Source organism: Bacillus sp. FSL K6-3459 (assembly GCF_038003305.1).
GTDB lineage: Bacteria > Bacillota > Bacilli > Bacillales > Bacillaceae > Bacillus > Bacillus pumilus_O.
Genome location: NZ_JBBOOW010000001.1, coordinates 298,246 through 318,750, shown reverse-complemented (window position 1 = coordinate 318,750; position 20,505 = coordinate 298,246). Strand labels below are relative to the sequence as shown.

Sequence of the window (20,505 nt, the reverse complement as noted above, 5' to 3'; positions counted from 1 at the left end):
TACCATGTTTTCAGGAAGAACATTTTGTTAAACGTTCCCCTATTACATTCATGATCAAACATTCACAAATGAAAAAGACCATGTCTATACGGACTGGCCCTTTTCTTTTTCAATCAATTTCTACCCGTATCGATGTACAGCTTGCGCCATTACACTTCCCAATATCAGCAGGACATGCGGATACGGCCACTATGAGATCCATTTCGGCTCGCAGACGAATGTAATCACCGGGAAGTGATTTTGGCAGCTCCACAGACAGCTTTCCTTTTTCATCAATGACTGTATTCATAAAGGCATTAAAAGGATAGTACATATCCTCCTTCGGAATCCCAAATGGTTCAAAGGCATTCCGCAAATTATCGTAGCATGTATGCATGACTTCTAAATGCGTCCGTCCATATAAAAGCTGATACATTTCTTGCCGGCAGGCGGGCATGTATAAATCATGGCATTCGACTGTGTCTTCAATGACCGTAAACATCGGTTTGTATAAGTTAGAATAGAGCTTATCGCCTTTTTTTACTTTTGACGAAAATAGGCTGTCCATTGTCGCGCCTTGGTCAAATTTTTCATAAAAATCCTTTTCGTGATAGGCCATCACATCTGCTACTTGCTGTCCTTCAACATCAACCACCCGCATACACTGGCCTTTTCCTAAACGAAAGCCGAGTCTGCCCTTTGGTAAGATGACATGTTCTCCGTTCATCATATGCACTCCTTTCCTTGACAGTATGCCCAAAACGTCCTCTTGATCATGTATAAAAAAAAGCGGCGGTCACAAGCTAATGACATTGAAACAGAAAGGTGTTGCACATGCATTGAAAGAAGAACAAACTTTATCTTGGTGGCAGCTTTCTCTCATCGGGGTCGGCTGTACGATTGGCACTGGTTTCTTCCTTGGTTCCAGCATTGCCATTACGAAGTCCGGTTTTTCCGTCTGCATATCTTTTTTACTTGCTGCGGTTGGAACCTATCTCGTCTTTAAACATTTGGCTGCGATGACAGCTGATAACCCTGATAAAGGGTCGTTTTGCTCCTATGCTCGTAAAGCATATGGACGCTGGGCAGGGTTTAGCAATGGCTGGGTGTATTGGTTCGCGGAAATGCTCATTACTGGAAGTCAATTAACAGCGATTTCCCTTTTTACCCGCCACTGGTTTCCATCTGTACCGCTCTGGGTGTTTTCTGCCATTTATTCCGCTCTCGCCCTGCTCGTGATTATCATCGGCCTTTCTTCTTTTCAAAAGACAGAAAATGTCCTTGCGGTACTGAAGACAGCGGCGATTTTTCTGTTTATGATCCTTGCAGTGCTGGTGTTATTCGGCATTCTGACAGATCATAAACCGACCTTGCATCTACCAAACAAAGATCATGAATGGATGCCGCTCGGTGCACTTGGTCTTTGGAATGGATTGATTTACGCGTTTTATGCATTTGGGGGAATTGAGGTGATGGGGCTGATGGCGGTTCATTTAAAAGACCCGAAGGATGCAGCAAAGGCCGGACGCGTCATGCTGATCATTCTAGCGGTCATCTATATCGTCTCGATCGGACTTGCTCTCTTGCTTGTTCCAGTAACAGCCTTTAACGAGAACAGCAGCCCATTTATTACATCATTAGATCCATTTCATTTATCGATCTTTCTTCATATCTTTAATGGCATTTTCATTATTGCCGGCTTTTCGACATTGGTTGCCTCACTCTATGCAGTCACGACGTTACTTGGCACGATGTCGGAGCATCAAGATGCACCTGCTTGTTTTAAACAAAAAGACCCATCTCATGTCGGATGGCCTTCGATTATTTTAACGGCTGCTGGATTAATTGTATCGATTTTGCTTGCACTTTTTTTGTCCAAACACATCTACGAGCATCTCACAACAGCAGCCGGCCTTACCCTTCTGTACACATGGGTCTTCATTCTGTTCTCAAGTAAAAAACTATCAAAGCCATCCACTCGCCAAACGTGCGAAATGTTTCTTGCGCTTCTCTTGATTGGAGCGGCCATTTCAGGCACTTTAACAGAGGCAAGCGGACGACCTGGCTTTTTTATTAGCCTTGGGATCATTGCAGTGATTGCCATCATGGTGCTATTTATGAGGAAAAAGTGGAAGCAGCAGGATCAGACCGCATCATAATTTCATCATGTTTTTTAATGCAGTAAAAGGACATTTGGCGGAGGCTGGTTTCTCCGCCTCTTCATCTGGAAGAAAGTATTGCTTCCATTCATGATTGGTCGGATCACCGTACCACTTTAATGATGGATGAACGCCGACCTCATCATACGCTTTGAGCCGCTTGCGAACGAGCTGACTCATTTTTTGACCAAACTTGGTCGATCCATTCAATTTCTCAAACACCCATCTAGGCTGAAATGCCATTAAGACATAAGGAAAGTGACGGCTTTTTCTGAGCTTATGAGCCGGAGTGGAGCATAAAATAAAATACGCTTCCCCGTGAAAGCAATACTCCCACTCATGATGATGAGCATCTAGTGGAATATCCTCAGGCCATGGCACTTCATCTTTCTGATGCAGTCGTTGAAGCAGTGACCAAAACTGCTGCTCAAACTCTTCAAGCGAACTTCCCTTTAAATCCTGCGGTGTTTCAAAAAAACAAATAAATGAAGCATATTGACCCGTTTCTTTCGCACAGCTTTGATATTCTCTCAGCAGTTGCGCTAATTCATCAACAGCTTCCTCTTCCCTCGGATCACCCACAAACCCATAGCGTAAATGATCGAGAAAAAATCCCTGTCTTCCTGGGACACAAGGGAATGTATCTGCCTCATCTCCTACCATCTCTCCAAATAGCGTAAAAGCATCCTGCTTCCATTCTTCTAGTGATCGTAGATTTTGATCAAGGCAACTTTTTGCATACAACTGGGCCATTTCCTTCCACCTCGTTTTAGCGTCTTCTCCATAGCCTATGAGAAAAAAAGGCTGTGGTGACTGTCCCTAAGCGACTTTCCATGCGCATCCAAGAGGTGGAAGTTCTCATTCAAATTGAGCATGTATGTGTGTCTTTCACACCATGCCGCTTCTTTTAATAGAGCGTTTTTTGTATCTTCCCTATGATCGGTTCTTCATCAAAAAGACAGAATCGAGCACCAATAAATGAGGGCTGAGCAAAAGCTAAACAGATAGACTTTGTAGCTAATGAACACAACCAGTCCATAATCAATCCATAACGCTAACGCAGAACAAACCACCCACGCCCCAAGAAAATAAACAAGCAAGTCTCGCCCTCGAAACCTTTTAGGATGCCGGTGTAAAACAAGCTGAATCGGTGCAGCAAAAACTACATAGGCGATCAAAATGAGCAGACTCGTCATCTCCACATAACCAAAGCCTACTTCAGCCGGGATAAATAGCAGGGTATATACGAATGTTGCTGTGATAACTGATAAGATCAGCATGCACACATAGTTGAATACTGGAAGAAACATACGCATGGCAAAGCTCCTTGCATATCTTTTATATCGACCATTATTCAAGAATGTGTTATGTCTGTTAATCATTACAAAAAAGCAGACTGACATGTCAGTCTGCTTTTCTACCCAATCAATGCCATGATCCCTTGATACCCAAAATAAGCGCCGAAACCAAGTAAAGATAAGCCTGCAAGCACGGATAAGCCATGTAAGACACGTTCACTTAAATAGCGCCTAAATGAACTAGCCAGCAGCGCCATGCTGAAATCCCAGATCAACATGCCGATAAAAATAGCCATGCTGTATATCAGCATTTGAGATGCCCCATACTTTTCGATCGTATTGGCTAAAATACTGCCGTAGATGCCCAGCCAAAATAAAATACTGAGCGGATTGGAAAGAGAAATGAAAAACCCCGTCATGAACGACTGACCAATCGACGTGTTTCCACCATCCTTTTTTGGGCTCTCCTGCAAATTGATTTTACGCAGACTTTCAATCCCCGTATAAGTTAGAACGAAAAAGCCGAACAGCCACAAAAAGGTTTTCACAAGAGGTGCAGTCAAAAGCTGGGCGACACCAAAATAGATGAGGAGCATATAGACAATATCCGCAGCCATTGCCCCCACACCAAAAATCCACGCATGCCAAAAGCCACTTTTAATCCCTCTATCAATTTGGGCTGCATTGACTGGCCCAACAGGCGCTGAAAGTGACAACCCTAAAAAGATATAACCAAAAAACACCGCCACATAGACGTCCTCCTTTTGATGCTGACTTGTACATATTATTCAAACGCTTAGTGGTTTAGTACAAGTCCTTGTCATCTTTTCAGGCGGACTTAGGGGAAAGAGTGGATATCGCTTACTGATCCGCTTTCAGTGCCGACTGCTTGGGGAGAACGGTTTCTTTTTTCTTCACACGATTCATTTGAATCGCAGCTGTAAATAGAAGAACAGCTAAGAAAGCAAAAACAAAGATGGCACTTGCTGCTCCTGCCCATTCAAGACTAAAGCCGATCAAGAAGGACAAGCAGGCTCCGCCTAAACTTGCGGCTGCAATAAAGTAACTCGTGGCCTCGTCGATGGCATTTTCAATCATTAAAGCAGATGCAGTCAGTGCGATTGGGAACATACCAGCTGCACACAGACCGATGAAAAAGATGAGAAGCAGCTGAACAGTGATGTGTGTTGTCAGCGCAAAGATCACGAGCAAGAGAATCATGAGTGCTGCACTTAGCTTTAAAAAACGCAGCGGGTGCAGCTGATCTGCTTTTCTCGCAATCACGGTTCTGCCGATGACAATGGCTGTCCAGAAAGTGGAGACTGCAAAGAGACCCCAATTGTCTCCCCCCTTCTCCAGCATGATCGACGGCAAAAAGTTCGCAAAGTTCGTTTCAATCCCTGCGTAGAAAAAGGCAAAACAAATCATGATCACCACAATCATTCGATTGTTTCGATCAACAAGTAAGGACGGTTTTTTCACCCCATTGGAAGGAGAAATCATCTGTCCACGAGGCAATTTGTTCATAAAAGCAATCCAAAGCATAAGGAAGAAAGTCAGTGCGCCAACTTGAAATAAAAACACATAGTGCCACGTCTGTTCGTTGACAGTCAGTAAAATCACAAGTGGAAATAATAGCGCTCCTAACCCAAAGAAGACCTCCATGATGCTGATTCGCTTCGCACTGTTTGCCATCGAAATCACATACGCTCCGGCTGTTGTCTCAAGACTGCCTGCACCACTGCCAAGAAAAAACCCTGCCAGCACAAGAGTTGACCAGCCCGGCACCAAAAGCCCAAGCAGAAGTGACCCGATCATCAGCAAAAGACCCATAGTCAGAACAGCGCCATAGCCTTTTTTCCTCACAAGGATGGGGGATAACAGAACCCCTGTCAAAAAACCAATAAACTGAAAAAAGATTAAAGAAGATAATTCCCCGGGACCCTTATCGTAACTAGCCAGTAAATAAGGAGTTAAGCTGCCAAAAAACACATGAATGGTCCCAATAAAAAAATAAAAGACACAGCCAAAATAAAATACTTTTTTCATCTTTTCACTTCCTCTAAAAAGGAGCGGAGTTTTGACATCCTCCGCTCCACCTCTTTAATATGCCCGAGCAGACTCGACCGCCTCTTCCCTCTCGAAGCATGTATTAAGCGCAGCCTGTGCGCGATACCCGTCTACAAAATCAGCGACTTTCATATGAGATGGATATGGATCTGTATTCACCCAGTGCATCAACTGGTCACGGAACGTATCAGACCATCCATAAAATTCATTTGGCGGATCTGTCAGCAAGGTTTGCGGCATTTGATGGCACTCCACACACAAGCCATCGCTGATCTCATATTCGTTTTTCATGTTCGTATGGTATTTGAATACCTTGTCATGTCCAACGACTTCTACACTGAATCCGCATTCCTCGGGCTGCGTGCTTTTGGATGTGACCAAGTGAAAGAACACTTGATTCTCCATCTGACCGAAAATTTCGGTATGATCATCGACCTGTACCTTTTTCTCTTCTTTTTCCTTTACATGCGTCAGCATCTTGGTATTAAGTGATTCTTTCTTCATCTCACTGCCAAATAAGTACCACAGCATATCAATTAAATGAATGCCCAGATCCCCTAATGCACCGCTCGTGCGAAGACTCTCACTGCTGTCTCTCCATGAAAATGTCTTTCTTCTGAGGGCACTGTTTTTCTTGAAATGAGTCCTGACCGTCAAAATCCGGCCTAATTCATCATTTGCAATCAAGTTCTTCAAAATATTCACAAAGGATAAGTAACGATAGTTAAAGCCCATACTGGCTTGAACCTGGAACTGTTTGGCTGTCTCCACCATTTCCTTCGCTTCCTTCAGCGACACAGCCATCGGCTTTTCACATAAAATGGGCTGTCCTGCTCTTAGTGCCTGAAGGGCATGGTCTTTGTGACAAAAATTCGGGGATGCAATGATCAACCCATCGGATGCATCTGCTAAAGTTTCGATACTTGAATACACACGTCCGCCGTACTGTTTTATGAATCCCTGTGCAACTGACTCGTGTAAATCATAGACACCTGATAACTCTGCACCTTTGATCGTTGATAATGCTCTTGCATGTGCTTTTGCAATATTCCCTGCTCCAACAATTCCAATTTTCTTCATGAATGTGCCTCCTCATGTTTATACATCACTGTTTTCAGTGTTTCATAGATTCCTTTTGCATACCCATGATGACAAATTTGATGATGGTGCCGCTTGGCTTCGGCCGTCGCATTTTGGACAAGGAAACCGTGCGTGACGGATTGAAGCATCCGCAAATCGTTCCCACTATCTCCAAAGGCAAAGCCTTGATCTTTCGATAAATCATATTGGTTCAGCATAAAGCGGACAATTTCATCCTTCCCTGTGCCGACTGGTAAAAAATCGACATCATAGCAATCCGCAGGGTCTCCTGCAAGCGGATTGCATTTGTTGATGTTGACCGCCACCCCGCGCTCTTTGGCAAGTGTTTGGATGAATGATAGATGATGAAGATCTGTCCGTTCATCCTGCTCCTGATAATAGAAATTCTTCTTATATCCTGAGCTTCCCAGCTGCGTTTGCGGCCTGAGATGAATTCCCTTTTCACGTATGGTTTCGAGGATGCTTTCAATTTTTTCATCTGAGAATCCCTGCGCATCCAGACGCTTCATCCACTCAGCATCTGGCTGTCCAAAATGAGCATCTGATGTATACACAATCTCAGTCCCTAAGTTCGACGCAATGAAATGCGGGAATTGATGAAAACCGCCTTTTTCCATTTTGCTCGTCACGGAATCAAGGCTGCTCCCCGTCACCCAGCCAAGCATGAGTTGTCCTGCTTCGCTCTTTTCTGCCACAAAAGTCTCCAGCCGCTTGACATCCTCACGCTGCTCCTCTGTCATTTCGTGAGAATAATAGGTTTCATCAAAGTCACAGAAGACGATCCACTTTGGATTTTTTGGCTGATTTAGCAGTTTTTTATTGAATGGAAGACTTGATAACATGATGAACCCCCTCGATGACCTTCTCCTGATCTTGCAGCGGCATACCTGGATACAGCGGCAAGTGAAGTAATTGCTGTGCTGCTTTTTCCGTGTGCGGAAGTGTCGTCCGTTTATACTTTTGAGAAACAAGTTTTGTATGATGCTGGTGCGATAGGATTGGGTAATAAACATCTGTCTCTATGCCCATTTCCAGCAATTTCGCGGCAAGCTCATCTCGTTCTCCCTTCAGCACTCTGATCGGGAACAAATGCCAGACATGATCATCTGTCAGCTTCGGAAGCTTCAAGTATCCTTCATCCTCTAGCGTTTGCAGCTGGTCAATGTAGCGCTTTGCTAAGTAGAAACGTTTAAAGTTTTGTAATCCTAAATACTTCATGCGTTCGAGTCCGATCGCTGCCTGCAAATTATCAATTTTCGAATTAAAGCCATAGTCACTGCGTTTGACATTTTTCTTTCCTACTTCAAAGCCGTGATAGCTGATTTCCATGCATTTTTCTGCTAAGGCTTCATCATTTGTCGCGATGGCTCCCGCCTTGCCGCAAACACCAAGGTTTTTGTATGGATTAAAGCTAAGAACAAGCCCATCTCCATATGCGCCAAGGCCGGTGCTGCCGATCGCCTGACAGCCATCTTCAATGATTTTCAGCCCATGCTTTTTCGCAATTGCCGAGATCGCCTTCATATCCGCTTGTTTTCCATATAAATGAACCGGAAGAATGCATGCCGTTTGATCTGTGATATGCTTCTCTATTTCACTCGGTGCCATGCAGTAAGTATCTGGATCAATATCGGCATAGACCGGAACAGCCCCCATCGCAAGCACTGCATTTTCTGTTGCAGCAAAGCTATTCGCTGGCAAAATGACCTCATCTCCTGATTGGACGCCTGCTGATATAAGGCTAATCATTAGAGCATCAGTTCCACTTGACGTGGCAATAACATATTTCTTCCCTAAATACTCAGCGAGCTGCTTTTCAAACGCCGGAATATATGGTCCTGAAGTAAAACGGCCAGAGCTCAATACTTCTTTCAGCACCTGCATAATGTCATCGATCTCATCCTCTGAAATCAGTTTATCGACTGGTAGAAACGGTATCTTTTTTTCCTTATTTTGTTTATAATGGAAGAGAATTTTTTCCAAGCCAGTGCGTCCTATATCTTGCTCAAGGAACGTCACCAGCTTTTCATTTGCTAGGTGCTTCTCAACTGAATCAGACTTTACTTGAACACCTTGATTGATCATATCCAGCAAAGGAAGATAATCCTTGCTTTTACCTGATATCTTCGTCAATATTTGCATTCCATTCCCTCCAATTAATCAATTCCATTAGTTAATATTTAACTTGTTTCACATTGTAAATGATGTTATCGATTTCAGAACAATAACTTTGTGTAAAGGATTTGTTAATATGTGTACAATTTATGAAATTGCCAAACGCTGCGGGGTTTCAACCACCACCGTTTCCAGAGTGCTGAATCATCATCCATATGTGTCAGAGGAAAAGCGCCAGCTCATTTTACAGGTGATGAAGGAAATGGAATATACACCGAGTTCAGCAGCTCGCACTCTACGTTCACATCAGACAAAAACCATTGCTGTGTCTGTCCCGGCTGTGGACCATCCTTTTTTTGCACAATTGATTAAAGGCATTTCAAAAGAAGCACTGGATCAAGGTTATAAAGCCATCGTGCTTCAGACGTTTTATCAGGAATCTTTAGAGCTTGAAGGGCTTCAATTATTAAAAAGAAGAGAAGTAGATGGGGTCATATTAGGGGCATTAGAAAATCCGTGGGAAAAGATCAAGCCATTTTTAACGAACGGCCCTATTGTCATGGCGAATGAATATCATCAAACAGCAGACATTCCGATTATTGGATACGATGAGCGGGAAGCTGCCTATAAAGCAGTTGACTACTTGATTCAGTCGGGACGGAAATCGATTGGATTTTGCTTTGATACAGAAAGCAGTGAAGCACAGAAACAGAGGAAACAGGGCTATCTTGACGCACTTTCTGCCCACGGATTGCCGCTACATGACGATTGGCTGTTCGGCGAGGCCTTCACCATTGAAGACGGCTTTCGCTTAATGGATGTCATCCATGACATGAAGAATGCACCCGATGCCATTTTCACCGGTAATGATCAAGTCGCTGCTGGGCTCATTAAACAAGCCATTTCATACGGTTATCACATTCCTATGGATCTAGCGGTGATCGGCTATGACAATCAAGACATTTGCGAGGTGACAGCTCCAACGATTACCACAATTGACATCCCGATCGTAGAGCTTGGCCAGCGATCTGTGCAGCAAATGATCGAGCTCCTGCAAGACCAAAAACCATTACAGCGTGAACATATCCAGCTGCCTACCCGGCTCGTGACAAGGGAATCGACATAAAGAAAAAGACTGAGAGCTGTCTCAGTCTTTTTTAGTCTATCAACCTATACAAATTGAGCAAGAATGAATGTCCATACACACACTATGCCGAGCAGGATAAAGCTGTACTTCACAGTCTTTTGGAAGAGCTCAGATTCTTTACCTGTTTCTCCAACTGCTGCTGTAGCAATGGCGATAGATTGTGGAGAAATTAATTTCGCCATGACCCCACCCGTTGTATTTGCTCCGATTAACAAACCAGCCTGTGAGCCGATTTGAGAAGCAGTGACCGCTTGAAGATTACCGAATAAGGCATTGTTACTCACAACAGATCCTGTAATAAACACCCCGATCCAGCCAAGCACTGGGCTGACAAGCGGGAACAAATCGCCTGTTTTGGCAAGTGCAAGCCCAATGGCTGAACTTAGACCAGCGAAGTTCGCCAAGTTGGCAAAGCCCATGACAAAACAAATGGTGAGAACTGGTACCCAAAGCTCTTTCACTGATGCTTTTAAGCAGGCAGCGCCTTCTTTTAATGTAATATGTCTGCTAAACAAACCTGTCAGCATCACTGCAATCAGAATGGCCGTACCCGTTGCACTGATCACATCAATTTTAAAGATCGCATCAATAGGTGTTGCTGTTTGTGCAATTGGTGGTAATTTCACAATTTGCTGATGTAAAAATGGCATTTTCACTAAAATGGTTGTCCAGTTGAGCGGGCCTCCTACAGCAAACAACGCTTTAAATGCTGGCAGACTCCATACCGTAATCACAGCAGTTAAAATATAGAACGGAGACCATGCTTTCAGCACTTCAACCCCGCGATACGTTTGTTTCTGTTCAACGGCTGGTGCTCCTTCTTCACGATAGATGTGTTTCGGCTGCCATTTTCGAAGGAATAAAGCCAAAATCCCCATACTTGCTAAAGCTGAAATAATATTGGCAAGCTCAGGACCCATTGTCACCATTGTGACAGCTTGTAAAATGGCATAGCTTCCACTCACAACAAGCAAGGCAGGGAGCGTTTCTTTAATCCCTTTGAATCCGTCCACAATGAGAATGAGTAGGAACGGAATACAGAATGAAATAAACGGAATCGTTAACACAAGGGTTTGAGATAATGCAAGCGGCGTCATATTGCCCATTTGCGCTCCTGTAATGACTGGGATACCCACAGCACCAAATGCGCCAGACGCAGCATTGGCGATTAAGCAAAGCATCGCAGCTTTCAGCGGTTTAAACCCAAGCTCTGTTAAGAGAGCGGCACTAATCGCAATCGGTACACCGAACCCAGCGGCTCCCTCTAAAAATGCGTTAAAACTAAAACCAATTAATAAGAGCTGAAGACGTTGATCTTGAGAGATTCCTGCAATACTAGAACGAATAACATCGAATTTACCAGATTTTACAGCAATTTTATAGAGCCAAACCGCCATGATGACGATATATCCAATCGGCCACAGCCCATTAGATATACCGAGCAGCACAGCAGATAACGCTTTTTCAATTGGCATATGAAAGAAGAAAACCGCTGTGACAAAACTGACAATTAAGGTAAAACAAGCGGCTAAAACACCTTTTAACTTAAATACGGTTAATGCAAGTAGGAAAAACAAAATTGGAAGCATGGCTACCAATGCACTCACGAACTCATTACCAAACGGATTATATATTTGCTGCCACATAGTGATTCATCCTTTTCTGCTCAGATAGGTTGCTTTTGATTAAAAATGAGGAGCCAAAATCTCTTTTAACACATTCACACTGTGTGCGAATTGTTCTTTTTCTGTATCATTCAGTGCAAGCTCTATCACTTCTGTTGCGCCATTTCGATTCACAAGGGCAGGTACACCAATGTAGACATCTTCTGCTCCGTACTCTCCATCTAAGTAAGTGCTGACAGTCAAAATACTGTTTTCATTGTGCAGAATCGCTCTTGTTATGCGGGCCAAACTCATCGCTACACCATAGTAAGTAGCGCCTTTTTTCTCAATGATTTGATAAGCGGCATGACGAACATTTTCCATCATCTCATCTAAATCTTCTTGTTTGTATTGATCATTTTTCTTCATTAATTCTGTAATCGGTACACTTCCGATATTCGCATGACTCCAAACAGCAAGCTCAGTATCGCCATGCTCTCCAATGATATACGCATGCACATTGTGCGCCGCTGCATCAAAGTACTCACTGAGCATGTATCTAAATCTTGCAGTATCAAGTGTAGTTCCACTGCCGATCACTCGTTCTTTTGGCAGTCCACTGAATTTCCAAGTCGCATATGTTAAAATATCAACAGGGTTTGTGGCGACTAAGAAAATACCATCGAATCCACTTTTCATCACATTGTCTACAATGCCTTTAAATATATTTAAGTTTTTCTCCACAAGGTCAAGTCTCGTTTCACCTGGCTTTTGGTTCGCTCCAGCACAGATACATACAATGTCTGCATCCTTACAATCCTCATAATCTCCATACCATGTGTTCACTGGATGCGGAGCAAATGCTTTCCCGTGGTTTAAATCCATCACGTCACCCATTGCTTTATCTTGATTCAAATCGATGACAACCAATTCATCTGTGATCACTTGATTTATTAATGTAAAGGCATAACTGCTACCTACAAAACCTGCTCCAATAAGTGCTACTTTGTTTACTTTTTCGTTTGTCATTTATCTCATCCTCCTGAGTAAAACTAGGTTGTTTTATGTTTGTGAAGTATTTCACATTCTTATTGTGCAATACTTCACAAACTTTTGCAAGGGGGTTGCTCAAAAAAAATATGTAGCGAATTTGTGAACACACTTATTATACTTTCAAAGCGCTGTTCCCATGCATATTTCCACAAGAAAAAAGCTGCCAAACCATGTTCAGCAGCTTTATATATATTAATAAGGTCCCCAGTTAATCATCACGCCGATACAAATAAAGACAAGGCCAATGACAAACCAAATGAGTGCAAGCGGCACCATAAAACGCAGCCACTTCACATAAGGAATACCACTTGCAGCAAGCACAGCCATCAACACACCTGACGTCGGATTGATACAGTTAACCACCCCTTCGCCAAGCATAACCGCTTCTACAGCGACTTGTCTTGTGATACCCATTAAATCAGCCAGCGGCGCAAGAATTGGAATAAAGACAACCGCTTCTCCCGATCCTGACGAAATTAAAAAGTGAAGTAGTGCACTCGCAATATACATCCCGATCGCACCAGCAATTGGACTAAATCCTGTCAGCATACTCGCCAAGCCATTCACCACGGTATCAAGCAGCTTACCGTTTTCCAAAATGACAGAAATGCAGCGTGCCATTCCGACAATGAGTGCGCCGTAAACAAGACTTTGACAGCCGACGATAAACGTTTTCGCAATATCATTGGCTGCTAATCCGCCAAGCAATCCAGCGGCAATCGCCATGAAAATGAAGACTCCTGCCATTTCCTTATCGGTCCAGCCAAGCTGAAGCGCGCCATATAAGAAGCCCCCAAGAGACAATCCACACACTGCTAAAATCAACTTATGTCTGCCGGTAAATGCAGGCTTGTCCACGGATTCTGCATCAGATCCGCCAAGCCCCTTCGCAGGAAACCATTGATCTCCAAGAAGACTTCCCTTCTCTTTATTCTTTAGGCGTCTTGTATATAAATAGATGTACACAATACTAGATATAAGAAAACAAAGATAAATAATGACACGCAGACCAATGCCAGAAAAAATCGGCAGCTCTGCAATCGTCTGAGATAACCCCAGTGGAGATGGAGACAAAATGGTTGCGTTAAACCCGGCATAACAGCCGATATAAATAACCGCCGCTCCTGCTACAGCATCCCATTTCAAGGATCTTGCCACAATGATCCCGATTGGAATAAATCCGATAACAGAGTTCACGACAATTCCGGTCGTTCCAAGCACTGAAAATAATCCTCCAACAATACAAATAAACAATAATTGCTTTGTTTGAAATCTGCTGATGACATGATGAATCATTCCGTTAATGGCACCTGTTTTCTCCAAAATGGCGATGGTTCCGCCAGTAAATAAAATGAGAAAAATAATAGAAGAAGACCCTACCATCCCTTCCTGAATGGCTGTAAAAAAGCCCACTGGACTTACGGGTGATTGATCAATCCGGTGATAGCTGCCAGGAACAGCTGTTGTAATTTCCCCTGATGTCTTTCGGTCAAATTCACCTGCTGGCACAAAATACGTGGCAATGGTACAAATGAGCGCAATGATAAATAAGAGAACATACGCATCCGGCATTTGAAGTTTTCTTTTTTGTTTCTCTGGTGGTGATACTGCTGCTGTTTTCATGTGTCAAAACCCCTTTGTCCCGATCGGAATTTCACTTAATTTTCAGAATAATCAAATGATGTGTTATATTATAAACACTGATGATATTTAAGATCAATATTATTTCACTAAAAGAATATTTTGACAGATTTTCTGTCAGCAAGGAGGCTATTCATGACAACTTTGACAAACGACATGCAGCAAACGGTGAAAGACATCTTTGATCACTTGCACGCTCACCCAGAAATCAGCTGGGAAGAAACGAATACGACGGCTTATCTTGAGGACTTATTAAAGAAAATGGGCTGTCAGACTCGAACATTTGACGACTGTACAGGAGTGATTGGTGAAATTGGAGAAGGTTCACCTGTGGTCGCTGTGAGAGCCGATATTGATGCACTTTGGCAGGAAGTAGATGGTGAATTTCAAGCCAATCATTCATGTGGTCACGATGCACATATGACAATGGCTCTCGGCACCTTCATGGCATTAAAAGAAAAAGAGCTCCCAAACGGCACCATCCGGTTCATTTTTCAGCCTGCTGAGGAAAAAGGCGGCGGTGCGTTGAAAATGATTGAAGAAGGTGTGCTAGCAGACGTAGATTACTTATATGGAGTACATGTGCGCCCAATTCAAGAAACATTAAACGGACGCTGCGCACCTGCGATTTTGCATGGATCGAGTAATCATTACATCGGCACAATTATCGGTGAGGAAGCCCACGGTGCACGCCCGCATCTAGGGGTCAACGTGATTGAAGTGGCTTCTACCCTCGTGCAAAGACTCGCGCATATCCATGTCGACCCAAGAGTTGCACATTCTGTGAAAATGACCAACCTACATGCTGGCGGAGGCAGTTCAAACATCATCCCTGGCAAAGCTTCTTTTACATTAGATGTCAGAGCACAAACAAATGAAGTGATGGATGAACTAGAAAAAGAAATTGAAAGAGCCGTCCATTCTGTAGCGGATGCCTTTGGCGCTTCCATTTCACTTTCAACAGATCATCGTCTGCCTGCCGCAACTTTGAATGAGGAAGCCGTCCAGATGATGTCTCAAGCCATTGAAAAGGTTTTAGGCAAAGAGCAGCTCGATCCGCCGCTCGTAACGACAGGTGGAGAGGATTTTCACTTTTATGCTGCAAAGCTTCCGCATATCAAATCCACGATGCTTGGTTTAGGCTGTGATCTAGAGCCTGGTCTACATCATCCATATATGACATTCGACCGTTCTGCTATTTTTACTGGCATTGAAATTTTGACTGAAGCTGTTTATCAAACCCTTCAGCAGCATTCATCATAAAATAAAAAACCACCCGTTTTTAGAGGTGGTCTCAGATTGTTGACAAAGGGCTAAAATGATCTTGATTTTAGCCCTTTGTCTCCTTTTCAGCGTGATAGAAAACCTTTGCAGTCTAGGAAGGACGAGTACTGGCGCGGAGCAAATTTGACATTCGTGAGCATCAGCACGCAGGACTGACAACCAATGCGAGGGTTTGTCTACACGCTGAAACCACCCGTTTTTTAGCGGGTGGTCTACTTGATATTATGCATTCAAATCTGACATGGCTGGGACGTTGATTTCTTTTACACAAGATACCCTTGATAAATGAATCACACATCTCGCAAGCTCCACAATATCCTGTACAGGAATTCTTGTTTCATCATATAGAGCGATGGCTTTTTCGGCACCATCTTCATATGGAACCTCCGCTGCCAATTCTCCTGGATTGATACAGGTGACGGATATTTTATCTTTTCTCACATGCTCTCTTAGTGCATTCACAATTCCGCGAAGGCCGAATTTAGAGGCAACAAATGAAACTTGCGGTAGATTTGTATGATCGAGTCCCGCCGTTGAACCAACCACAATGATTTTTCCATTCTTCGATTTTCTGACGTTTGGAAGCAGTGCTTGGATGTATGTAATCGTTGAGGTGACATTCACATTGATTAAATGAGCAATATCCTCTGGCTGATCATGATCAAATGAATAATCATCTTCAAAGCCTCGTTTTTCCCATAAGCCGACGTTGTAGATGAGGACATCAATGGTTTTGTTCCCCAATGCTTCGATCATGTATGGGATATGAGATTGGCTTGATAAATCAATTTTCAGCCAAATTCTATGTACACCGTCATCTAATTTCAAACTGCTCGGTTCACTTCGAGACACAATCCACACTGTATCTCCGATCGAAGGAAGACCCTTCACAAAAGCATCCCCTAATCCTTGACTTGCACCGAATATGATATAGTTTTTACTCATAGCTCCTCCTTCTATGTCTCATGAGCTTTCAGTCAGACAGCAGCTCATCAGTAAGCGTTTTATACCTCTATCATATCGGTTCCAAGATCTGGCTGCCTCTTTTATGCCTGTCTTTACTTTCGGTTACTTGATTTCCTTTAACTCCACTGGTAACGCACGTTCCTCTATATAGCATTGAACCATATCCATAAACAGTTCTTTCTTTTCAAACGTAAATGTATGTCCAATAGCGGGAACAATGACACCTGCTGCTTGCGGATGTGAATTCGTTATTTTCTTTGCTGACCGTTTCATAATGCCTTTCTCCTTTTCTCCCACTGTGACAAGAATTCGTGCCTTCGCTTGTTGAAACGTGTCTGGGAGCTTGTAATGGAGATTTTCTTGAAACATCGTTAGAAGGGTTTTCTTCTGCAAACTTTTCGAATCCGCCATATAGTGATTGAGTACATCCTTTGGAAGCCCCATCTTTTCACCTTGGAGCTCGATAAACCAATCTTTCTTTAATAATGGATACGTAAGAGGTAAAAGAGGTCTCACCATCAAGTAAAGCCATGGTAGCGGCATCACAAGAGCGCTGTTGATGACGGCTATGTCTACAATGTTAGGTTCTCTTGATAACACCTCAACGGCAACCTGTGCACCTAGCGAGAAGCCAATGAGTATCACTTGACGGCCATGCGCATGCTCCTTGATCAACGAGATGACTTCAAGAGCACTTTCTCGCATAGAAAATGACTGTTCATCTGCTCTTGTCCCGTGACCAATGAGATCAGGCGTATAGCATTCATACGTTTCCTTGAATGTTTGTATCTGTTCCTGCCACATCCAGCTGCTTACTCCTCCGCCATGCAGGAAAATCATGATCGGCTTAACCATCATCGACAACTCGTCCACCTTTCTTATATAAGAAAAAAGCAGCCGCTTTTTGAGCAGACTGCTTTTTCATATGCTCCCTTCTATTATAAGGGAACCGCATCATAATAGGTTATTTTTTCAAATCTTCAATCGAGTTGACGTTCTTCATATATGTCGGAACAACTAGACCCATGCGAAGACCTTTCATACTAGTACCTAGATCATCATATTTCCCTTTAAACTTCGCTGCATACGTTTTATGCGTATTTGGCAGCCAAGCAGATAATGATGCATCCGCACTTCCAGTTGCAATTGCTGTCCACATTGGACCTGCTTCCACCTGAGTCAAAGTCACTTTAAATCCGAGCTCACGCAACACTTCTGCAGCAACATTGGTACTTGCAATCTCACTATCCCATGCAACGTAGGCAAGATTGACTTTGGCGCCATTCGACTTTTTCACGCCTTTTGTCCATTTTGCTACTTGGTCTTTATGTTTTTTCACATATTTAACGGCAGCATCCTTTGGATTGATACCATCTTGGATATCGATCATGACTTCGCCCATGTCATCTTGAGACCATTCAAACTGACCAAGCATTTTGGCTGCATCGGGCTCATCCTTTGCAAACCCCTTACGAGAAATCGTATGAATCTCTTCCGCTTCACCGTAAGATTTTTTTGGATCATCTAAATATTTTAAATCATAGCGAGAAAACATCCAGTGTGGATTCCAACCAGTGATGATGATGGGCTTTTTACGGTCGTAAGATTTCTTGAGCGTTGCAGTCATGGCTGCACTTGATGCAGACACGACCGTCCAATCCTCTAAGCCGTAATCCTTTTTCGCTTGATCCGTTAGCGCCATAATCCCTGAACCAGGATCAATGCCGATAATGGTTTTATTCACCTGCTGTGCCGCACTCGCATTTGAATCCGGCTTTGCACCACAAGCTGCTAGTAAAAAGACAAGCAGGGCGGTCATCCCAATGTAGAGAGACTTTTTCCACATTAAGCATTCCCCCTGGTTTTTTTCGTTTTAATGTTTTGTGTAATACGGTCAAGTGTAATTGCCACAATAACAATGGCAATCCCTGCTTCAAAACCAATTCCTGTTTTCAGCTGCGTTACCGCACTATATACTTCTGAACCAAGTCCTGGTGCACCTACCATTGCTGCGATAACAACCATTGATAGAGCAAGCATGATACTTTGGTTTATACCAGCTAGGATGGTTTTTGTTGCAAGTGGAAGCTGAACTTTGAACAAACGCTGGAATGTCGTTGAACCAAAGGCTTCTGTTGCTTCAATTAAATCAGAAGGTACTTGTTTAATACCGAGAATCGTCATACGAATCGTTGGCGGCATAGAGAAAATAACGGATGCCACAACGCCAGGCACAACCCCAATGTTAAAGAAGAAGATGGCTGGTAATAGATAAACGAATGCAGGCATTGTCTGCATCAAATCTAAAATAGGTGTTACAATTTTACGCACAGTTTCCTTCTGTGATGCCCAAATACCGATCGGGACTCCGATCACGATGGAAATGACCACAGCAGTTAAAACGAGCGCAAGTGTTTGAAGCATTGGATGCCAGTAGCCTAAATAGTCGATCAGTAAAAACCCGATAAGTGTGAAAAGAGCAACTCCTCTTGTACTGATCCACCAAGCAATACCGGCAAAAATAAGGGTTAAAATAATGGATGGAATCACACCAAGTGCTGCCACAATTCCATTTACTGTGCCTGCTAATCCATTTGTGATGCCATCAAAGAAACCACCAAACGTTAATGTTAACCAGTCAACAAATCGATCGATATAATCCGCGAACGGAATTCTAGGTAAATCACTCATACTAAACATCTTATTCTACCTCCTGTGCAGAAGGCTCTTGTGTTTTAATTTCCTCAAGCTTGTTAGAAGACATGTTGATATACTCATCATTACCTGATAACGCACCAATTAATGCACCTCTGACCACAATGCCCTTCATTCTGTTTTTCTCATCGACAACGGCAATTGGAATGTTTGCCGCATCAGACACCGCATCAAAGATTTCTGTCAAATACGTAGATTCCAATACGGTTGTAAATTCTTTATCAAGAACAGTTTCTAGCGACGTATTCGTTTCTGCCGCCTTTTTCGCTGCTTGTGCAGAAATAACACCTAATAAATGCTTTTTCTTATCGACTGCATAGATTGACGAAATCCCAAGGTTTTTCATGAGCGTAAGCGCAACACGAGCCCCTTTGTCGATCTGAACTGTTTCTGCACGTTTCATAATATGACCAGCGGTTAATACTTTAGAAAGATCAACATCTTCAACGAAACGTTCAACATATTCATTCGATGGGTTCATCAATATTTCTTCTGGTGTTCCGATCTGAACGATATTCCCGTCCTTCATGAGCACAATACGGTCGCCAATACGAAGCGCCTCATCTAAATCATGGGTAATGAAAATGATCGTTTTCCCTACAGATGTATGAAGCTCAAGCAATTCATCCTGCATGTCTTTACGAATTAATGGATCGAGTGCGCTGAACGCTTCATCCATTAATAAGATGTCAGGGTCATTTGCTAATGCACGTGCCAATCCAACACGCTGCTGCATCCCACCACTTAATTGGTTTGGATACTGCTCTTCAAAGCCTTCTAGTCCAACAAGCTTTAAAGATTCAAGCGCTTTTGAGCGGCGCTCTTCTTTGTCTACACCTTGTAATTCAAGACCATACTCTGTGTTTTCAAGAATGGTGCGGTGCGGGAACAATGCGAAGTTTTGGAAGACCATGCTGATCTTTTTACGTCTAACTTCACGCAATTGATCCTTTGACATATTTGTTATCATATCCCCATCAATATATATTTCGCCGGAGGTTGGTTCGATTAACCTATTTAGCAGCCGCACAAGTGTGGACTTTCCGCTCCCTGATAGCCCCATGATGACAAATATCTCGCCGTCATACACATCAAAATTTGCTCGATTGACACCAACTGTTGCGCCGGTCTCTTTTAGAATCTCTCTTTTTGTTTTCCCTTTTTCAAGCATTTGAGATGCTTTTTTAGCATTTTTACCGAAAATTTTAGATACATTATTTATCTTGATTTTGATATTTCTCTCTTCAGAATTCATATTTTCCCTCCAAATTAGCATCTTAATAACCGTAACATAAGCGTTATGATGCGAACAATCTTTAGAATTCGCTTATTTCCGCACAATATGTATGAATTCCATATAAGAGGTCTGGTGA

The 20,505-nt window shown here is 43.0% G+C and carries 19 protein-coding genes; 3 read left to right on the top strand and 16 right to left on the bottom strand.

Going from position 1 to position 20,505, the window contains the following annotated elements; all coding sequences use genetic code 11:
* Positions 1 to 109 precede the first annotated feature (109 nt).
* The gene (locus MHI35_RS01725) at positions 110 to 706 is read right to left on the bottom strand and encodes an urea carboxylase-associated family protein (RefSeq protein ID WP_335349598.1); all 597 of its coding nucleotides are present in this window, start codon (positions 704 to 706) and stop codon (positions 110 to 112) included.
* A 79-nt stretch (positions 707 to 785) separates the two neighbouring features.
* Between MHI35_RS01725 and MHI35_RS01720 the strand changes: the two genes are divergently transcribed.
* Complete coding sequence (locus MHI35_RS01720) at positions 786 to 2,138, top strand: amino acid permease (RefSeq protein ID WP_335349599.1); 1,353 nt, start codon at positions 786 to 788, stop codon at positions 2,136 to 2,138.
* On the opposite strand, the gene MHI35_RS01715 is transcribed toward MHI35_RS01720, so the two are convergent.
* From MHI35_RS01715 to MHI35_RS01685, 7 genes are all read right to left on the bottom strand, one after another.
* Positions 2,133 to 2,891 carry a YqcI/YcgG family protein gene (locus MHI35_RS01715; protein WP_335349600.1) on the bottom strand — a complete coding sequence of 253 codons (759 nt, stop codon included), beginning with the start codon at positions 2,889 to 2,891 and terminating at the stop codon, positions 2,133 to 2,135. The two genes, MHI35_RS01720 and MHI35_RS01715, sit on opposite strands and share 6 nt — an antisense overlap.
* 197 nt (positions 2,892 to 3,088) lie before the next feature.
* Entirely contained in the window at positions 3,089 to 3,454 is a 366-nt protein-coding gene (locus MHI35_RS01710) for a UPF0715 family protein (RefSeq protein ID WP_335349601.1), read from the bottom strand.
* Between the two features lie 101 nt (positions 3,455 to 3,555).
* A complete protein-coding gene (locus MHI35_RS01705; protein WP_335349602.1) occupies positions 3,556 to 4,185 on the bottom strand; it encodes a LysE family translocator in 630 nt (209 codons plus the stop codon).
* Between the two features lie 112 nt (positions 4,186 to 4,297).
* Entirely contained in the window at positions 4,298 to 5,485 is a 1,188-nt protein-coding gene (locus MHI35_RS01700) for an MFS transporter (protein ID WP_335349603.1), read from the bottom strand.
* Positions 5,486 to 5,539: 54 nt separating this feature from the next.
* On the bottom strand, positions 5,540 to 6,586 hold the full coding sequence (locus tag MHI35_RS01695; protein ID WP_335349604.1) for a Gfo/Idh/MocA family protein: 1,047 nt from the start codon (positions 6,584 to 6,586) through the stop codon (positions 5,540 to 5,542).
* Positions 6,583 to 7,449, bottom strand: a complete 867-nt coding sequence (locus tag MHI35_RS01690) for an HAD-IIB family hydrolase (protein WP_335349605.1) — start codon at positions 7,447 to 7,449, stop codon at positions 6,583 to 6,585. Before MHI35_RS01690 ends, MHI35_RS01695 begins: the two co-directional genes overlap by 4 nt.
* Complete coding sequence (locus MHI35_RS01685) at positions 7,424 to 8,749, bottom strand: DegT/DnrJ/EryC1/StrS family aminotransferase (protein ID WP_335349606.1); 1,326 nt, start codon at positions 8,747 to 8,749, stop codon at positions 7,424 to 7,426. The genes MHI35_RS01690 and MHI35_RS01685 overlap by 26 nt, the downstream gene beginning before the upstream one ends.
* 109 nt (positions 8,750 to 8,858) lie before the next feature.
* On the opposite strand from MHI35_RS01685, the gene MHI35_RS01680 reads away from it, so the two are divergent.
* Entirely contained in the window at positions 8,859 to 9,848 is a 990-nt protein-coding gene (locus tag MHI35_RS01680) for a LacI family DNA-binding transcriptional regulator (protein WP_335349607.1), read from the top strand.
* A gap of 44 nt (positions 9,849 to 9,892) precedes the next feature.
* Here MHI35_RS01680 and MHI35_RS01675 read toward each other — a convergent pair whose 3' ends face one another.
* The 3 genes from MHI35_RS01675 to MHI35_RS01665 all read right to left on the bottom strand — a co-directional run bounded on the left by MHI35_RS01675 (position 9,893) and on the right by MHI35_RS01665 (position 14,149).
* Complete coding sequence (locus MHI35_RS01675; RefSeq protein ID WP_211063383.1) at positions 9,893 to 11,515, bottom strand: L-lactate permease; 1,623 nt, start codon at positions 11,513 to 11,515, stop codon at positions 9,893 to 9,895.
* 39 nt (positions 11,516 to 11,554) lie between these two features.
* Entirely contained in the window at positions 11,555 to 12,502 is a 948-nt protein-coding gene (locus tag MHI35_RS01670; protein WP_003217251.1) for an L-lactate dehydrogenase, read from the bottom strand.
* A gap of 216 nt (positions 12,503 to 12,718) precedes the next feature.
* Positions 12,719 to 14,149: a YfcC family protein gene (locus MHI35_RS01665; protein WP_012008846.1), complete on the bottom strand. Its 1,431-nt coding sequence runs from the start codon at positions 14,147 to 14,149 to the stop codon at positions 12,719 to 12,721.
* Between the two features lie 153 nt (positions 14,150 to 14,302).
* Between MHI35_RS01665 and MHI35_RS01660 the strand changes: the two genes are divergently transcribed.
* Positions 14,303 to 15,430 carry a M20 peptidase aminoacylase family protein gene (locus MHI35_RS01660; RefSeq protein ID WP_144523440.1) on the top strand — a complete coding sequence of 376 codons (1,128 nt, stop codon included), beginning with the start codon at positions 14,303 to 14,305 and terminating at the stop codon, positions 15,428 to 15,430.
* Positions 15,431 to 15,673: 243 nt separating this feature from the next.
* Here the strand turns inward: MHI35_RS01660 and MHI35_RS01655 are convergent, their stop codons facing one another.
* From MHI35_RS01655 to opuAA, 5 genes are all read right to left on the bottom strand, one after another.
* Positions 15,674 to 16,396: an SDR family NAD(P)-dependent oxidoreductase gene (locus tag MHI35_RS01655; RefSeq protein ID WP_335349608.1), complete on the bottom strand. Its 723-nt coding sequence runs from the start codon at positions 16,394 to 16,396 to the stop codon at positions 15,674 to 15,676.
* Positions 16,397 to 16,519: 123 nt separating this feature from the next.
* On the bottom strand, positions 16,520 to 17,275 hold the full coding sequence (locus tag MHI35_RS01650; RefSeq protein WP_335349609.1) for an alpha/beta fold hydrolase: 756 nt from the start codon (positions 17,273 to 17,275) through the stop codon (positions 16,520 to 16,522).
* A gap of 106 nt (positions 17,276 to 17,381) precedes the next feature.
* Positions 17,382 to 18,263, bottom strand: coding sequence for a glycine betaine ABC transporter substrate-binding protein (locus MHI35_RS01645; protein WP_335349610.1), 882 nt, complete (start codon positions 18,261 to 18,263; stop codon positions 17,382 to 17,384).
* The gene (gene opuAB / locus MHI35_RS01640; protein ID WP_119125669.1) at positions 18,263 to 19,108 is read right to left on the bottom strand and encodes a glycine/proline betaine ABC transporter permease subunit OpuAB; all 846 of its coding nucleotides are present in this window, start codon (positions 19,106 to 19,108) and stop codon (positions 18,263 to 18,265) included. Before opuAB ends, MHI35_RS01645 begins: the two co-directional genes overlap by 1 nt.
* A 10-nt stretch (positions 19,109 to 19,118) precedes the next feature.
* On the bottom strand, positions 19,119 to 20,387 hold the full coding sequence (gene opuAA, locus MHI35_RS01635; protein WP_144457180.1) for a glycine/proline betaine ABC transporter ATP-binding protein OpuAA: 1,269 nt from the start codon (positions 20,385 to 20,387) through the stop codon (positions 19,119 to 19,121).
* Between the last annotated feature and the right edge of the window lie 118 nt (positions 20,388 to 20,505).

Bases quoted from the DNA above. Each gene is read 5' to 3' on its own strand.
- MHI35_RS01725 (WP_335349598.1), bottom strand. From the start codon at position 706: ATGAACGGAGAACATGTCATCTTACCAAAGGGCAGACTCGGCTTTCGT.
- MHI35_RS01720 (WP_335349599.1), top strand. From the start codon at position 786: ATGACATTGAAACAGAAAGGTGTTGCACATGCATTGAAAGAAGAACAA.
- MHI35_RS01715 (WP_335349600.1), bottom strand. From the start codon at position 2,891: ATGGCCCAGTTGTATGCAAAAAGTTGCCTTGATCAAAATCTACGATCA.
- MHI35_RS01710 (WP_335349601.1), bottom strand. From the start codon at position 3,454: ATGCGTATGTTTCTTCCAGTATTCAACTATGTGTGCATGCTGATCTTA.
- MHI35_RS01700 (WP_335349603.1), bottom strand. From the start codon at position 5,485: ATGAAAAAAGTATTTTATTTTGGCTGTGTCTTTTATTTTTTTATTGGG.
- MHI35_RS01695 (WP_335349604.1), bottom strand. From the start codon at position 6,586: ATGAAGAAAATTGGAATTGTTGGAGCAGGGAATATTGCAAAAGCACAT.
- MHI35_RS01690 (WP_335349605.1), bottom strand. From the start codon at position 7,449: ATGTTATCAAGTCTTCCATTCAATAAAAAACTGCTAAATCAGCCAAAA.
- MHI35_RS01685 (WP_335349606.1), bottom strand. From the start codon at position 8,749: ATGCAAATATTGACGAAGATATCAGGTAAAAGCAAGGATTATCTTCCT.
- MHI35_RS01680 (WP_335349607.1), top strand. From the start codon at position 8,859: ATGTGTACAATTTATGAAATTGCCAAACGCTGCGGGGTTTCAACCACC.
- MHI35_RS01675 (WP_211063383.1), bottom strand. From the start codon at position 11,515: ATGTGGCAGCAAATATATAATCCGTTTGGTAATGAGTTCGTGAGTGCA.
- MHI35_RS01670 (WP_003217251.1), bottom strand. From the start codon at position 12,502: ATGACAAACGAAAAAGTAAACAAAGTAGCACTTATTGGAGCAGGTTTT.
- MHI35_RS01665 (WP_012008846.1), bottom strand. From the start codon at position 14,149: ATGAAAACAGCAGCAGTATCACCACCAGAGAAACAAAAAAGAAAACTT.
- MHI35_RS01660 (WP_144523440.1), top strand. From the start codon at position 14,303: ATGACAACTTTGACAAACGACATGCAGCAAACGGTGAAAGACATCTTT.
- MHI35_RS01655 (WP_335349608.1), bottom strand. From the start codon at position 16,396: ATGAGTAAAAACTATATCATATTCGGTGCAAGTCAAGGATTAGGGGAT.
- MHI35_RS01650 (WP_335349609.1), bottom strand. From the start codon at position 17,275: ATGATGGTTAAGCCGATCATGATTTTCCTGCATGGCGGAGGAGTAAGC.
- MHI35_RS01645 (WP_335349610.1), bottom strand. From the start codon at position 18,263: ATGTGGAAAAAGTCTCTCTACATTGGGATGACCGCCCTGCTTGTCTTT.
- opuAB (WP_119125669.1), bottom strand. From the start codon at position 19,108: ATGAGTGATTTACCTAGAATTCCGTTCGCGGATTATATCGATCGATTT.
- opuAA (WP_144457180.1), bottom strand. From the start codon at position 20,387: ATGAATTCTGAAGAGAGAAATATCAAAATCAAGATAAATAATGTATCT.